The organism is Geomonas anaerohicana (genome assembly GCF_016458305.1).
GTDB classification, from domain to species: Bacteria; Desulfobacterota; Desulfuromonadia; order Geobacterales; family Geobacteraceae; genus Geomonas; species Geomonas anaerohicana.
The window spans coordinates 24,752-39,484 of record NZ_JAEMHL010000001.1; the positions used below are offsets into that span (position 1 = coordinate 24,752).

The 14,733-nt window shown below is 57.5% G+C and carries 12 protein-coding genes; 4 read left to right on the top strand and 8 right to left on the bottom strand.

Annotated features, from left to right (window positions below; genetic code table 11):
• Window positions 1-547: 547 nt before the first annotated feature.
• The 8 genes from rsmG to rpmH all read right to left on the bottom strand — a co-directional run bounded on the left by rsmG (window position 548) and on the right by rpmH (window position 7,729).
• Window positions 548-1,201, bottom strand: coding sequence for a 16S rRNA (guanine(527)-N(7))-methyltransferase RsmG (gene rsmG, locus JFN91_RS00125; protein ID WP_199387206.1), 654 nt, complete (start codon window positions 1,199-1,201; stop codon window positions 548-550).
• Entirely contained in the window at window positions 1,198-3,072 is a 1,875-nt protein-coding gene (gene mnmG / locus JFN91_RS00130) for a tRNA uridine-5-carboxymethylaminomethyl(34) synthesis enzyme MnmG (RefSeq protein ID WP_199387207.1), read from the bottom strand. The genes rsmG and mnmG overlap by 4 nt, the downstream gene beginning before the upstream one ends.
• Before the next feature lie 143 nt (window positions 3,073-3,215).
• Window positions 3,216-3,779, bottom strand: a complete 564-nt coding sequence (locus JFN91_RS22445) for a hypothetical protein (protein WP_199387208.1) — start codon at window positions 3,777-3,779, stop codon at window positions 3,216-3,218.
• Between the two features lie 214 nt (window positions 3,780-3,993).
• Complete coding sequence (gene mnmE, locus JFN91_RS00140) at window positions 3,994-5,361, bottom strand: tRNA uridine-5-carboxymethylaminomethyl(34) synthesis GTPase MnmE (RefSeq protein WP_199387209.1); 1,368 nt, start codon at window positions 5,359-5,361, stop codon at window positions 3,994-3,996.
• A gap of 19 nt (window positions 5,362-5,380) precedes the next feature.
• Window positions 5,381-6,997: a membrane protein insertase YidC gene (gene yidC / locus JFN91_RS00145; RefSeq protein ID WP_199387210.1), complete on the bottom strand. Its 1,617-nt coding sequence runs from the start codon at window positions 6,995-6,997 to the stop codon at window positions 5,381-5,383.
• 18 nt (window positions 6,998-7,015) lie between these two features.
• Entirely contained in the window at window positions 7,016-7,216 is a 201-nt protein-coding gene (gene yidD, locus JFN91_RS00150) for a membrane protein insertion efficiency factor YidD (protein WP_209005528.1), read from the bottom strand.
• Window position 7,217: 1 nt separating this feature from the next.
• A complete protein-coding gene (gene rnpA / locus JFN91_RS00155; RefSeq protein WP_199387211.1) occupies window positions 7,218-7,571 on the bottom strand; it encodes a ribonuclease P protein component in 354 nt (117 codons plus the stop codon).
• 8 nt (window positions 7,572-7,579) lie between these two features.
• Window positions 7,580-7,729: a 50S ribosomal protein L34 gene (gene rpmH, locus JFN91_RS00160; RefSeq protein WP_199387212.1), complete on the bottom strand. Its 150-nt coding sequence runs from the start codon at window positions 7,727-7,729 to the stop codon at window positions 7,580-7,582.
• A 271-nt stretch (window positions 7,730-8,000) separates the two neighbouring features.
• On the opposite strand from rpmH, the gene dnaA reads away from it, so the two are divergent.
• The 4 genes from dnaA (at window position 8,001) to gyrB (ending at window position 14,630) form a co-directional block, all read left to right on the top strand.
• Window positions 8,001-9,380, top strand: coding sequence for a chromosomal replication initiator protein DnaA (dnaA, locus tag JFN91_RS00165; protein ID WP_199387213.1), 1,380 nt, complete (start codon window positions 8,001-8,003; stop codon window positions 9,378-9,380).
• A 215-nt stretch (window positions 9,381-9,595) separates the two neighbouring features.
• Entirely contained in the window at window positions 9,596-10,714 is a 1,119-nt protein-coding gene (gene dnaN, locus JFN91_RS00170; RefSeq protein WP_183344108.1) for a DNA polymerase III subunit beta, read from the top strand.
• A gap of 174 nt (window positions 10,715-10,888) precedes the next feature.
• Window positions 10,889-11,983: a DNA replication/repair protein RecF gene (recF, locus tag JFN91_RS00175; RefSeq protein ID WP_199387214.1), complete on the top strand. Its 1,095-nt coding sequence runs from the start codon at window positions 10,889-10,891 to the stop codon at window positions 11,981-11,983.
• Between the two features lie 256 nt (window positions 11,984-12,239).
• The gene (gene gyrB / locus JFN91_RS00180; protein WP_183344112.1) at window positions 12,240-14,630 is read left to right on the top strand and encodes a DNA topoisomerase (ATP-hydrolyzing) subunit B; all 2,391 of its coding nucleotides are present in this window, start codon (window positions 12,240-12,242) and stop codon (window positions 14,628-14,630) included.
• Window positions 14,631-14,733 lie beyond the last annotated feature (103 nt).

Consider the following 14,733-nt stretch of genomic DNA (forward strand, 5'->3'; position numbering starts at 1 on the left):
TTTCTAACATATAAAGAGACAAAAAGTCAAAGTAATGCTCACCAGTATCCCCGCGTCAGGACCGGAGAATTACAGGGATAGGCTGTGGTTAACACGGTTTCAGAAATGGGAATTTGTCACTGCATCCTTGAAGTAGCTTCGGATCTTTTGCCCGATGGTTCATTGAAAGCGAAATCAGCCCTCACCCCTGCCCCTCTCCCGGAGGGCGAGGGGGTGTAGTAGCAGGTGCACTCACGTCGAGGAGGAGCGGGAGACTCCCCTCAATCATTTGGGTCCATCCTCCCTCTCCCTTTGGGAGAGGGTCGGGGTGAGGGCGTCGTGATCAACAAGATTCCCGTCTCCGACCCGCCATCCGTCACCCTCTCTCGTCTGACATGGCGACAAGGCCACAGGAACGATTTCCAGAGAATTTGCACAAAATTTAGGCTGCCATTTTGTGTCCTAAAAGAGCCGTTCTCGTCTTGACGCAACCACTGACCTTCTTTGACACCTAAAACCGTTTCTAGAGCCGTTTTTGCTCGTTATATTAAATATTAATAAATACCAATCACATTCTAACGATGACAACGAGCGATCTGGCGTCGCCGGAGCAGGGAAGAGAGAAATCGTACACCGACTCGACTCGTGCGCCACGTTTTTCCAACTCGCCTTCGGCGGCGGCCACTTCCTCGGCCGCGTTCTTCCCTTTCATGGCAACGATGCGACCGCCGTCCTTCAGAACCGGAAGGGCCATGGCAACGAAGGAAGGTATATCCGAGAAAGCGCGGGAGACCACCCAATCGAAATGACCCGCGTACTGCACGGCCAATGTCTCGGCACGCACATGCTGCGCATCGAAGCCCACCAGGTTCAATAGACGCACCGCCTGTTTCTGGAAGCTGATTTTTTTCACCACCGCGTCGACGGAAACGATTTCCAGATCAGGTTGCACCAGCTTCACAGGAATACCCGGAAAGCCACCGCCGGAGCCGATGTCCAGCATGGAGCCCGGCCCACGTACCACTTTGAGCAAGCTCAGTGAGTCCACCAGGTGCTTCACGGCGATACCTTCGTCATCGGTGATGGCGGTGAGGTTGATCTTCCGGTTCCATTTCTTCAGTTCCTCGGCGAAGAGGTCGAGAGCGTTCAACTGGCCCGGCGTCAGATCGATACCCAGCTCTGCACTCCCCTTTTTCAGGAGATCCTTGGCGCGCTGGTTCATCGGCCATACCTCGCTTTCAACGCGATGGACAGGATCGTAATACCTGCCGGCGTTACACCAGGGATGCGGGATGCCTGCCCCAGGGTGTCGGGACGGAAGCGAGCAAGCTTTTCCCGCACCTCGGCGGAAAGGCCGGAGATGGTGCCGTAGTCCATGTCATCGGGGATCTTGGTGCTTTCCAGCCTGGCGGAGCGGTCCACCTGTTCCAATTGGCGCTGGATGTACCCCTGGTACTTGATCTGGATCTCGAGCTGCTCGCGCACCTGCTCGGGCAGTTCCAGGATGGCGGGATAAACCCTGGAAAGATCCTGGCAGGTGAACTCGGGGCGCCGCAGCAACTGTTCGTAGCTGATTGCGTTCTGTATTCCGACCAATCCCCATTCCTCCAGCAGATCGTCACCGGCGGCCGAAGGAGCGAGTCTCTCCTTGGAAAGTCGCACCAGTTCCGACTCGATCAGCTCTTTTTTCGCCAGGAACGAGCTGTACACCTCTTCCTGCACCAGCCCGATCGCGTGCCCCTTTTCCCTCAAACGCAGGTCGGCGTTGTCTTCGCGCAGCAATAAACGGTACTCGGCCCGCGAGGTGAACATGCGGTACGGCTCCTTGGTGCCCAGGGTGACCAGGTCGTCGATCATCACGCCGATGTAGGCTTCGCTGCGTCCAAGTACCAGCGGGTCTTTGTCCTGCACCCTCAGGGCCGCGTTGATACCGGCCATGAGACCTTGCGCCGCGGCCTCCTCGTAGCCGGACGTACCGTTGATCTGGCCGGCATGGTAGAGGTTGCGCACCAGCTTGGTCTCCAGCGAGGCGTGCAACTGGATCGGGTTGACGTAGTCATACTCGATGGCGTAGGCCGGACGCATGATCTCGACCCGCTCCAATCCCTCGATGCTCCGGTAGAAGGCCCATTGGATATCGATGGGAAGCGAGGTGGACATGCCGCTGGGATATACCTCGACCGTCTCCCGTCCTTCCGGCTCGATGAAGGTCTGGTGGCGATCCTTTTCGGGAAAGCGCACCACCTTGTCCTCAATGGAGGGGCAGTAGCGCGGGCCGATCCCTTCAATGATCCCAGCGTAGAGCGGTGAACGATCCAACCCGCTGCGGATGATATCGTGGGATCTGGGATTGGTATAGGCGATGTGACAGGGAACCTGCGGCTGCTCGATGCGCTCGGTCGAAAAGGAAAACGGGATCGGGTTCTCGTCGCCGTACTGCTTCTCAAGCCTGTCGAAGTCGATGGTCCTACCGTCCAGGCGCGCCGGAGTGCCGGTCTTGAGGCGACCGACATCGAAGCCGTAATCCTTGAGGCCGTCGGAAAGGCCGATGGAAGGCAGATCCCCTGCCCTGCCGCCGGGATAATTGACGAGGCCGATATGGATGAGGCCACGCATGAAGGTGCCGGTAGTGAGGACGACGGTTTTGCCCATGAAGCGGACGCCGCCACGGGTATCAACGCCTACCACCTCGCCATCCTCGATCACCAGTCCGGTGACTTCTACCTGCTTCAGGTCCAGGTCATCCTGCTGCTCCATCACGTGCTTCATGCGCAGGCGGTACAGTTGCTTGTCCGCCTGGGCGCGCGAGGCACGCACCGCCGGTCCCTTCTTGGTGTTCAGCACGCGGAACTGGATACCGGTTGCATCTATGTTGCGCCCCATCTCACCGCCGAGCGCATCGATCTCCTTGACCAGGTGCCCCTTGGCCAAACCACCAATGGCAGGGTTGCAGGACATCAGCGCGATGGCGTCCAGGTTGATGGTGAGCATAAGGGTCGGGCGGCCCATGCGGGCAGCGGCCAGTGCGGCCTCGCACCCGGCGTGTCCGGCGCCGACGACGATCACATCGTATTTTTTGTCATAAACTATCAAACCATACTCCGTTTACTGCGAAAGCATCTATGTGGGATGTTCCACGTGAAACAACACTAAAAAATAATTTAAATTTAAATAGTTACCCGATATCCACCCTGACAACCGCTCCAAAGAAGGTGGTGAAAGAAAGGCATCTGCCATCAAAAGCGAATTCCCTCTATCCCACGCCTTTCGTAAAGGGGAGGACGTGGGTCCACCTTTGGCAGGCGAGTCACCGTGCACGTCAGGTGAGTCACCTTGCACGTCGGGCGAGTCACATTGTGCGTCGTGCGAGTCACATTGTGCGTCGTGCGAGTCACCTTGCGCGTCGTGCGAGTCACCTTGCGCGTCGTGCGAGTCACCTTGCGCGTCGTGCGAGTCACATTGCGCATCGGGCGAGTCACCTTGCGCATCGGGCGAGTCACATTGTGCGTCGTGCGAGTCACCTTGCGCGTCGGGCGAGTCACATTGTGCGTCGTGCGAGTCACATTGCGCGTCATGCGAGTCACATTGCGCGTCATGCGAGTCACATTGCGCGTCATGCGAGTCACATTGCGCGTCGGGCGAGTCACCTTGCGCGTCGTGTGAGTCACATTGCGCGTCGGGCGAGTCACATTGTGCGTCGTGCGAGTCACATTGCGCGTCGGGCGAGTCACATTGCACGTCATGCGAGTCACATTGGCGCAAGGTGAGTCAACGTGCGCGGCAAGCGAGACACCCGACACAACGAGCGAGTCACTTGGTGCGATGACGAACGGTACCTCTCCTTATAGTGGCGGCGGCTGGGCGAATAGTTATTCGCCCCTACAGTCGAATTCCTCGGCCCGCGATTTAAACTGATGAACAGGTCAATGTAAGTATATGTTGCAACATCGAAAAAGGCATTTGTTTCACGTGAAACACCGCAGACGCGATGCAAGGGCGAATAATTATTCGCCCCTACTTGCCAATGCAGAAACTGGAGAAGATCCTGTCGAGGACATCGTCGGCGGTGGTCTCGCCGGTGACCTCCCCTACCGCGTCCAGCGCATCCCTCAGATCGACCGGCAGCAACTCCATGTTTACCCCTGCCTCAAGATTGGCGACGAACGACTGCAAGGAGCCACGTGCCTTGAGCAGGGCATCGCGATGGCGCGCCTTCGATACCGCAACAAACTCACGTCCGTCGATGGCGTGTCCATGCATGAAGGCATTGGTGATCGCATTACGAAGTTCAGGCACACCATCCCCGGTCAGCGTCGAGATGGCTACAACGGGACCAATACATGCGGCAGGCAGCACGGCGTTGACCTCCAGATCTGCCTTGTTCCGTACCACAAGATAACTCTTGTTGCCGATGGCCTGCAAGATGGTCGCATCATCATCGCCGAATTCACTGGAGCCGTCGATGACGAAAAGCACCAGATCAGCCCTGGGTATGCGCTCCAACGACAGGCGGACGCCTTCCTGCTCCACCTGGTCCTCTGACTCGCGGATACCGGCGGTGTCCAGAAGCTTGACCGGCAGACCGTTGATGTTGACTACTTCCTCGATCAGGTCGCGCGTGGTGCCGGGCACGGAGGTAACGATGGCCCGTTTCTCTTTCAAGAGCGTGTTTAGCAGGCTGGACTTGCCGACATTGGGCTTGCCGGCAATGACTACTGATACGCCGTCACGCAGCACCCTTCCCTCGTCGAATCCTTCGATCAGAGCGTCAAGTTCAGCCAGGGCGGGGGCCACCTTGCCGAGGACGTCGGTCTCAACGGCTACATCGACGTCATCCTCGGGGAAGTCTATTAGCGCTTCCACGTAAGCAAGGGCATAGACAATCCCTTCCTTCACAGTGGAAATACGCTTGGAGAGAAGCCCCTCGCGCTGGTGTTGGGCCAGGGCAAGCGATGCATCCGTACGGCTGGAGATGACATCCATGACGGCCTCAGCTTGCACCAGGTCGATCCGTCCGTTCAGGAAAGCGCGCTTGGTGAACTCGCCTGGCTCTGCCAACCGTGCCCCTTGTTCCAGTGCCAGCGACAAGATGCGTGACACAACCAGGGTGCCGCCGTGGCATTGGATCTCCACGACATCCTCCCGGGTGTAGGAGTTGGGCCCCTTCATATAGACCACCATGGCCTCATCGACCAGGTCGCCGTTGGCAGGACTTACCACGTCACCATAAGAAAAACGGTGGCTTTTTAGGCCACCGTTCGACTTTGCTCTGAAGATACTGCTTGCGATGGGCAGGGAGGCAGGGCCGCTGATCCTTACGATCCCGATTCCCCCCTCACCTACCGCTGTGCTTATTGCGGCGATTGTGTCGCGAACATACATTGCTTTGATCCACTTATGGTCAGTCGGCGACCGACTTGTTGATGTACATCTGCTGCGCGATGGTCAGCACGTTGTTGACCAGCCAGTAGATGACCAGGCCGGACGGGAAGTTCAGGAACATGAAGGTGAAGACGACGGGAAGCATCAGCATCATCTTGGCCTGGACCGGGTCCATGTTGGTCGGGGTCATCTTCTGCTGGATGAACATGGTGGCGCCCATGATGAGCGGGGTCACGTAGTACGGGTCCTTGGCAGAGAGGTCGGTGATCCAGAGATAGAAAGGCGCGTGCCTGAGCTCGATGGAGTACATGAGGGAGCGGTACAGGCCGAAGAACACCGGGATCTGAACGATCATGGGGAGGCAGCCGCCCAGCGGGTTGACCTTGTGGGTCTTGTACAGTTCCATCACGGCGCGGTTCATGGCGTCGCGATCGTTCTTGTACTTCTCCTTCAGTTCGTTCATCTTCGGCTGCAGCTTCTGCATGTCCTTCATGGACTTGTAGCTCTTGTGCGTGAGCGGGAAGAACACGAGCTTCAAGATGCAGGTGATGATGATGATGGCGATACCGTAGTTGCCGGTGTACTTGTAGAGGAACTTCAGGAAGACCACCAGCGGCTTGGCGATGGCGGCAAACCAGCCGTAGTCGATGACCTCTTCCAGCCTGCTCCCCTGCGCTTTGAGAATGTCGAGATCTTTCGGGCCGTAGTACAGGGCGTAGCTGACAGCCGCGCTCTGGCCGGGGGCCACGGTGATGGTCGGGGAAGCGATGTCCCTCAGGTTGGCGTCGACGGAAGGACGGGACAGGCGCACCTGGGCGATGCTCCCCTTCTCGGCAATGACGCTCTCCATGAAGTACTTATCGGCAAAGGCGGACCAGAGGATGTTCTTGTCGAACTGCACCGGTGCCTTGAGCAGGCTGTCCAGCTTCTCACTCTTCACTGCATTATCAGTAAGGGTCGAGGGACCGTACACCTCGTAACGGCCGCCGCCTGCCTTCTGGTCGATCACGCGCGAAGTCTGCAGCAGGTGCACCGGTGCGGCAACCTGTGCGGAGCCGCCATTCTGCACCTGCTCGGTGAGGCCGATGCGATAGGCGTCGCCGGAGAAGGTAAAGGTCTTCTTGAACACGATCCCCTGCGGGGTGGTGGTGGTGAACTCGAGGGTCCCCTTGTTGGCACCGGTGAGCTTCAGATCACTGCCGCTGACGTTGTAAAGGGCGGTCGGGTTGAGGCCCAGTTCGCGGGAGTCACTAAGGAGGTTAAACCTGTTGGCAGCGGTCTCGTTGACCAGGACGATGTCCTGCCCTTTCGGCCCGGCTACATCCTTGTACTTCTTCAGTACGAACTTCTTGAGGCCGGCGCCCTGGGTAGAGAAGACGGCACTGTAGAGATCGGTATCGACGGTGATGTCACGGGCAGCGCCTGCGGGTGCTGCCGGCACGGCGATGGGAGCGTTCGGAGCACCAGCAGTGGCGGCCGGTGTTGCCTGAGGTGCACTTGCTACCGTAGCAGAGCTGACGGCGCCTTGCTTGGCACTACCTGCGGGCGGAACCTGCTTTGCGGGCGGGAAGATAAAAGAATAAGCGTACATTACTCCGATGGAGAGCAGTATCGCTACGATAGTACGTTTTTCCATTTCAATCTCCTGGAAGGACTATTTGACCGGATCGTAACCACCCGGGTGAAACGGATGACACTTGAGTATGCGCGCCGCCGTCAACCACAACCCTTTGAGAGGGCCGTATTTTTCCAATGCTTGTAAGGAGTAGTGCGAACAGGTAGGGTAAAAACGGCAGGATGGGGCCTTGAGCGGAGAGATGAACCTCTGATAGAGAACGATCAGGCCTTTGAGTATGCTAGTGACCATGTTTTTTACGCAGCCGCCCGAAGGCGGCTGCGAGCTCGGTTGAGATCTGGTGAAAGTCAAGCAAGTCAGCTCCTTTCTTGGCAACGATATTGAAATCGGCCGAGATGAAAAGAGGCTTGTTCTGCCTGTAAAACTCCCGCAGTCTTCTCTTGATGCTGTTTCTGACTACGGCGTTCCCTACCTTCTTGCTGACGGTAAACCCGACCCTGGTGACGCACCCGTCTTTTACCTTCCAGAGCAACAAAAAATGCGGCGTGTGCATCTTCGACGCGCCGTCGTTGAACTGCAGGAATTCGGGTCGCCTGCGCAGGCGTTCAGCCTTGGGAAAATCCGAGCAGGACAAAAAGGATATTACTTGGTGGCAATGCCTACGGAGAGACGCTTGCGGCCTTTAGCCCTTCTCCTCTTGATAACGAGACGGCCGTTCTTGGAGGCCATGCGCACGAGGAAGCCGTGGGTCCTTTTCCTGGAAGTATTGCTGGGCTGGTAAGTTCTTTTCATCTTTATCTGCTCCTTAAGTCTTAGGGTTACAATGCTTTTAAAGGCAAGTGTCGAACTTAAACATAAACGCCAGTCCTTGTCAAGTCGTTTCTTTAAAGCCAAGTTTTGCCTTGCAAAAAAAGGGGATGACATGGTAGTGTGACACGCTAAAAATCTTAACATAGGCTTATTCTGTGTAAAATCCTGTAAGCCACTGAAATTGTGTAACTTATCTATTATCAACAGTTGTTGATAAAGCTGTTTAAAAACAGTGAAAAAAAGGCCTCTCTCCATGGAAAATATTTGGCTGGAAGCCCAGGCAAATCTTAAACACGTATTAACCGAGCAGACTTACACGACCTGGATAGAGCCGCTTAAGTTCCTTGGCGCCACCGCAGACACCGTAGTCCTCGAAGTACCGAGTTCGTTCTTTCAGAAATGGGTTACTGACAAGTACCTCGCCATGATCAAGGAAGTGCTCTCCGCGATCACCTCAAAGACCTACCACATCGAGTTCCACGTCGCCGAAGCCAAACCCGAGCTACCGGAGCCCAGGACGGAGAAGGAGCCGAAGGCCAAAGGCAAGGAAAAGGATAAAGAGAAGGAAGGGGAAAAGGAGAAGGAAAAGGAGAAGGACAAAAAGCCCGAACTCGTTCCCAATCTCAACCCCAAGTACACCTTCGAGTCCTTCGTCTCCGGGCCGAGCAACCAGTTCGCCTATGCGGCGTCGCAGGCGGTCGCCAACAAGCCCGCGTCCAACTACAATCCGCTCTTCATCTACGGCGGCGTGGGTCTGGGCAAGACGCACCTGGTGAACGCCATCGGCAACCAGATCCTGGCCAAGAACCCGAAGGCGAAGATCTGCTACTACTCGTCCGAGAAGTTCATGAACGAGATGATCAACTCGCTGCGCTACAAGAAGATGGACGAGTTCCGCAACAAGTTCAGGAAGATGGACCTGCTGCTCATCGACGACATCCAGTTCATGGCCGGAAAAGAAGCGACCCAGGAGGAGTTCTTCCACACCTTCAACGCGCTCTACGAGTCCCACAAGCAGATCGTGGTCACCTCGGACAAGTTCCCCAAGGACATACCGGGTCTCGAGGAGCGGCTCAGATCGCGCTTCGAGTGGGGTCTCATCGCGGACATCCAGCCGCCGGGGGTGGAAACCAAGGTAGCCATCCTCAAGAAGAAGTCCGACATGCACGCGGTGAACCTCCCCGACGACGTGGCGCTGTTCCTCGCCGAAGGCGCCACCAGCAACATCCGCGAACTGGAAGGTATGCTGATCCGCCTGGAGGCCTTCGCAAGCCTGACCGGCAAAGAGATCACGCTCTCCATGGCGCGCGAGGTGATGAAGGACATCATCGTCGAGAAGACCCGCGACATCAGCGTGGAGATGATCCAGAAGATGGTCGCCGATCACTTCCGCATCAAGCTCTCCGAGCTCAAGTCGGACAAGCGCATCAAGACCCTGGTGGTGCCGCGCCAGATCGCCATATATATATGCCGGGAGCTGACCAAGGCCTCCTACCCGGAGATCGGCGAGAAATTCGGCGGCAAGGACCACTCGACCATCATCCACTCGGTGAAGAAGATTGAGAAGCAGTTGGCGGCCGACGCGGACCTGAAGGCGACTGTGGAAGACATCAAGAAAAGGCTGTTCACATAGTGGGGATAACTGTGGAGAACCTGCCTGTCTGAAGCCCTGTCAAAAAAAGCTGTGCAGAAATGAAGAGAACTGGCCGGATTTTCCCGCCAAGTTTCCAGAGCCAAAAGGGTAACAGTTTCAAAGGGTAAAGAGGGTTGTCCACAGTATCAACAGGACACTATCTACTACTACAATCTTTTATATAAAACATAATAAAAACAGAACCGGAGAGAGACATGGAATTCAGAATCAGCAAAGAGATTTTTATGAAAGCCCTCCAGAGAATCCAGGGTATCGTAGAAAAGCGCAACACCATGCCCATTCTCTCCAACGCACTGCTGGAGGTTCAGAACGACCAGCTCTTCATCACCGCCACCGATCTCGAGGTCGGCATGAAGAGCTCCTACCCGACCACCGTGATCCGCGAAGGCAAGATCACCGTCTCGGCCAAGAAACTCTACGAAATCGTCAAGGAGATGCCGGACGAGGAGATTCTTTTCACCACCAAGGAGAACGACTGGGTCGAGATCACCTGCGGCAAGGCCCGCTTCAACATCGTCGGCCTCTCCTCTGAGGAATTCCCCTACTTCCCCAAGGTGAAAGAGGAAAGCTTCCTGGTCTTCAAGAACGAGATCCTGGCTGACATGATCGAGAAGACCTCCTATGCCATCTGCTACGACGAGACCAAGTACAACCTGAACGGTATCTTCATCAAGGCGTTCGACGAGAACGGCACCAACGTCCTGAAGATGGTGGCAACCGACGGTCACCGCCTCTCGGTCGCCCAAAAGGAGATCAACGGCAACATCACCGCCGAGCTCTCCAAGGGGGTCATCTTCCCGAGGAAGGGTATCTTCGAGTTGAAGAAGATGGTGGAGGAGGAAGACGGCGAGATCATGCTGGGCTTCATGGACAACAGCGCCGTCATCAAGAAGGGGAACACCGTGGTGGTGATGCGCCTCATCGACGGCGAGTTCCCGGACTACACCAAGGTCATCCCGGTCGCCAACGACCGCATCGTGCAGATCAACCGCGACAAGTTCCTCCACTCCCTAAAAAGGATGTCGATCCTCTCCTCCGAGAAGTTCAAGGGGGTCAAGATCGACGTCAATCCGGAACTGGTGATCATCTCCTCCAGCAACCCGGAACTGGGCGAGGCGCGCGAGGAGATCGAGATCGATTACGACGGCAACGGCATCTCGGCCCGCTTCAACGCGAAGTACCTGATCGACGTGCTCTCGGTCATGGAGCAGCGCGAGGTGGAGTTGAAACTGAAGGACGAGCTCTCCCCGGTGATCATGAAGGCGGCCGACGGCGAGGAGTTCCTGGCGGTCATCATGCCGATGAGGCTCTAAAAACTCCCTCACCCGGCCTTCGGCCACCCTCTCCCGGAGGGCGAGGGCTTGTCCATTTTCCTTCTCCCTTTGGGAGAAGGTGCCCCAAAGGGGCGGATGAGGGCGTTACCACGTGTATCCATGTTGTGCATATGGAGGGGGTAGAAGTAGCTAGCCTGTGTCGTTAAGGCCCCAATGAAACTGATAAAACTAAAACTTGCTTCATTCCGCAACCTGCAGAACATCGAGCTTGTTCCGGGCAAGAAGTTCAACGTTTTTTACGGCAACAACGGCCAGGGCAAGACCAACCTACTGGAATCGATCTACCTCCTCGCCACGATGAAGTCGTTCAAACAGGCGAAAAACGTCGAGCTCATCGCGTTCGGCTCGGAGTTTGCCCTGATCAAGGGGGTCGTGGAACGGGACCGGGTCAGCAGGGAGATAGCCCTCCTGTTGGAGAAGCAGGGCAAGAAGGCGAAGATAGACGCCAAGCTGGCAACAAGGCTGGACGACTTCTTCGGCAGTTTGAACGTGGTGCTCTTTACGCCGGAAGAGATCTCCATGGTGCGCGGGGGACCGGACCTGCGACGTCGGTACCTGGACCGGGCGGTATTCACCTGCGATCTGAGTTACCTGGCTGCCTTCCACGACTACTCGAAGATCCTCAAGAACCGCAACGCCCTCTTGAAGGTAGGCGACGGCAGCGGGATCGAGGTCTGGACCGAGCAGTTGATCCAGGCGGCGCAGCTGGTGATCGAGAGAAGAAAGGCGTACCTGGCCGAAATCGGCAAACTGCTGCAGGGCTTCTACAGCGAGATTTCCGGCAACGACGAGACGGTGCAGATCGAGTACCGGCTGCACGGGGTGGACCAGAAGGCTTACGCCGAGGATCCGGCAGCGGCGCTGGCCGATGCCATAAAGGCGCACGCGGCGGAAGAGAAGAGGCGACAGACCACGGCCATCGGACCGCATCGCGACGACCTCTACTTCGGATTAAACGGCCGCTCGGCCCGGCACTTCGCCTCGCAGGGACAGCAGAGGTCCTTCGTGTTGGCGCTCAAGATGGCGGAGATAGAGTACATCACCAGGTGCTTCGAGGCGCCGCCGGTGCTCCTGCTGGATGACATGACCAGCGAGCTGGACCGGGAGCGTAATCAGAACCTGATGGATTTTCTGAAGAAAAGAGAGATGCAGGTCTTCATCACCACCACGTCGCTCTCCAATGTGGCGATCGAGGAGATGGACGACAACAGGACCTTCCGCATCAAAGAAGGTCGCATTCTCGAGTAACGATGCGCAAGTTGTTCTCGTTCCCAAGGTCCACCTTGGGAACGCAAAGCTGGAGCTTTGCGCCATATGAGGGTTCCCAAGCTGGAGCTTGGGAACCAGGAAAAGGTCGCATTCTCGGATAGTTGTAGCTGACGCTCCTCCCCCCGGAGGGGGGAGGTTGGGAGGGGGGCTTGTTGGCATAAAGACTTCCCCCTCCCTGCCCTCCCCCTCCGGGGGAGGGAAATTGAGTAATTGAACTTTCTTGAAAGAGGTAACGATGAGCTCAGAAGAACAAAGCGATTACGGGGCGGATAAGATCCAGATTCTGGAAGGACTGGAAGCGGTAAGAAAGCGTCCGGCCATGTACATCGGTTCCACCGCTGCTCAGGGTCTGCACCACCTGGTTTACGAGTTGGTGGACAACGCCATCGACGAGGCGCTGGCCGGCTACTGCGACGCGGTCCAGGTCACCATCCACCTGGACGGCTCGGTAACCGTCGAGGACAACGGCCGCGGCATCCCGACCGACATGCACCCGACCGAGGGCAGGTCGGCGGCGGAGGTCGTTCTCACCGTGCTCCATGCCGGCGGCAAGTTCGACAACTCCTCCTACAAGGTTTCCGGCGGCCTGCACGGCGTGGGGAGCTCGGTCGTCAACGCGCTCTCCACCAAGCTTGAGCTGGAGATCCGCCGTAACGGCAACCTCTACACCCAGAGCTACAGAAGGGGCGTGCCCCAGGCACCGCTCGCCATCACCGGTGAGACCAAGCGTCGCGGCACCAAGATCACCTTCCTCCCCGACGGCGAGATCTTCGAGACCACCGAGTTCTCCTTCGACGTCCTCTCCAAGCGCCTCAGGGAACTGGCTTTCCTCAACGCCGGCGTGCGCATCAAGATCCACGACGAGCGCACCGAGAAGGACCACGACTTCTTCTACGAAGGCGGCATCCGGAGCTTCGTCGAGTACCTGAACAAGAACAAGAACCTGGTCAACCCCGACCCGATCTACATCAAGGGTGAGAAAAGCGGCGTCGATATCGAGATCGCCATGCAGTACAACGACTCGTACGACGAGAAGGTGTTCTCCTTCGCCAACAACATCAACACCCACGAGGGCGGCACCCACCTGGTCGGTTTCAAGGCCTCGCTGACCAGGACCATGAACAACTACGCCACCGCCAACAACCTTTTGAAGAACGTGAAGGTGGCCATCTCCGGCGACGACCTGCGCGAAGGCCTCACCGCGGTCATCTCGGTGAAGATCTCCCAGCCGCAGTTCGAGGGGCAGACCAAGACCAAGCTGGGCAACTCCGAGGTGAAGGGGTACGTCGAGACCCTGATGAACGAGAAACTGGCCACCTACCTGGAAGAGAACCCGGCCATGGCCAGGAAGATCCTGGAAAAATCCATCGATGCGGCCCGCGCCCGCGAGGCGGCCAGGAAAGCCCGCGAGCTGACCCGCCGCAAGGGGGCGCTCGAGGTGGGTACTCTCCCCGGCAAGCTGGCCGACTGCCAGGAGAAGGATCCGGCGCTGTGCGAACTGTTCCTGGTCGAGGGTGACTCCGCAGGGGGCTCGGCGAAGCAGGGGCGTGACCGCAAGTACCAGGCGATCCTCCCCCTGAAGGGTAAGATCCTCAACGTCGAGAAGGCGCGCTTCGACAAGATGCTCGCCTCCCAGGAGATCAGGACCCTGATCTCGGCCCTGGGCACCTCGATCGGCAAGGAAGACTTCGACATCGCGAAGCTCCGTTACCACCGCATCATCATCATGACGGATGCGGACGTCGACGGTTCGCACATCCTCACGCTGCTGCTCACCTTCTTCTTCCGCCAGATGATGGAGCTGATCGAGCGCGGCTACCTCTACATCGCCCAGCCGCCTCTGTACAAGATCAAGCGCGGCAGGAAAGAGCAGTACCTGAAGAACGAAGCGGCGCTGCAGGCCTACCTCCTCGAAGAAGGGACCGAGGAAATGACGCTGAAGCTCGGCTCCGGCAGCGACGAGCGCTCCTATCGCGGCAAGCAGATCATCCCGATCCTCACCCAGCTGATCGACTACGACGAGCTCTTCGACAAGGTGGTCAAGAAGGGGATCAACGAACTGCTCCTGAAGGTCTTCCTGAAGGCCGGCATCAAGCCTGGTCTGGAGGAGATGTCCGACCTGATCGCGCAGTTGCCCAAGATGAAGGAGGCCTACCCCGAGGTGGAGGCCCAGGTATTCGACGAAAGCATCATCTTCGCCTTCGGGAACCTGAGGGTGAAGATAGATCAGCAGATCTTCGAGGTGCTGGAGTCCTACGAGTACGCCATGCTGCTCGAGAACCACAAGCGGGTCCGCTCCGTGATGGGGGTCGGCGCCGGGGTGATCCTCGGGCCGGAAGACAAGGTGATGTTCGAGAGCGAGAGCCAGGACGACATCCTGTCGTGGTTCATGGAGAGCGCCAAGAAAGGTCTCTACATCCAGCGCTACAAAGGTCTGGGCGAGATGAACCCGGAGCAGCTCTGGGAGACCACCATGCACCAGGAGAACAGGGTGCTCTTGCAGGTGAAGATCGAGGACGCAGTGGCGGCCGAGGAGATCTTCACCGTGCTCATGGGCGACCAGGTAGAGCCGCGCCGCGACTTTATCGAGCAGAATGCCTTGAACGTGAGCAACCTGGACGTCTAGCACCTACCCTCCTCCTCTTCCAACTACCTCCTCCCCCCGGAGGGGGGAGGTCGGGAGGGGGGTAGCTTGGCCGTCAGGTGAAACCTTCCCCCTCCCTATCCCT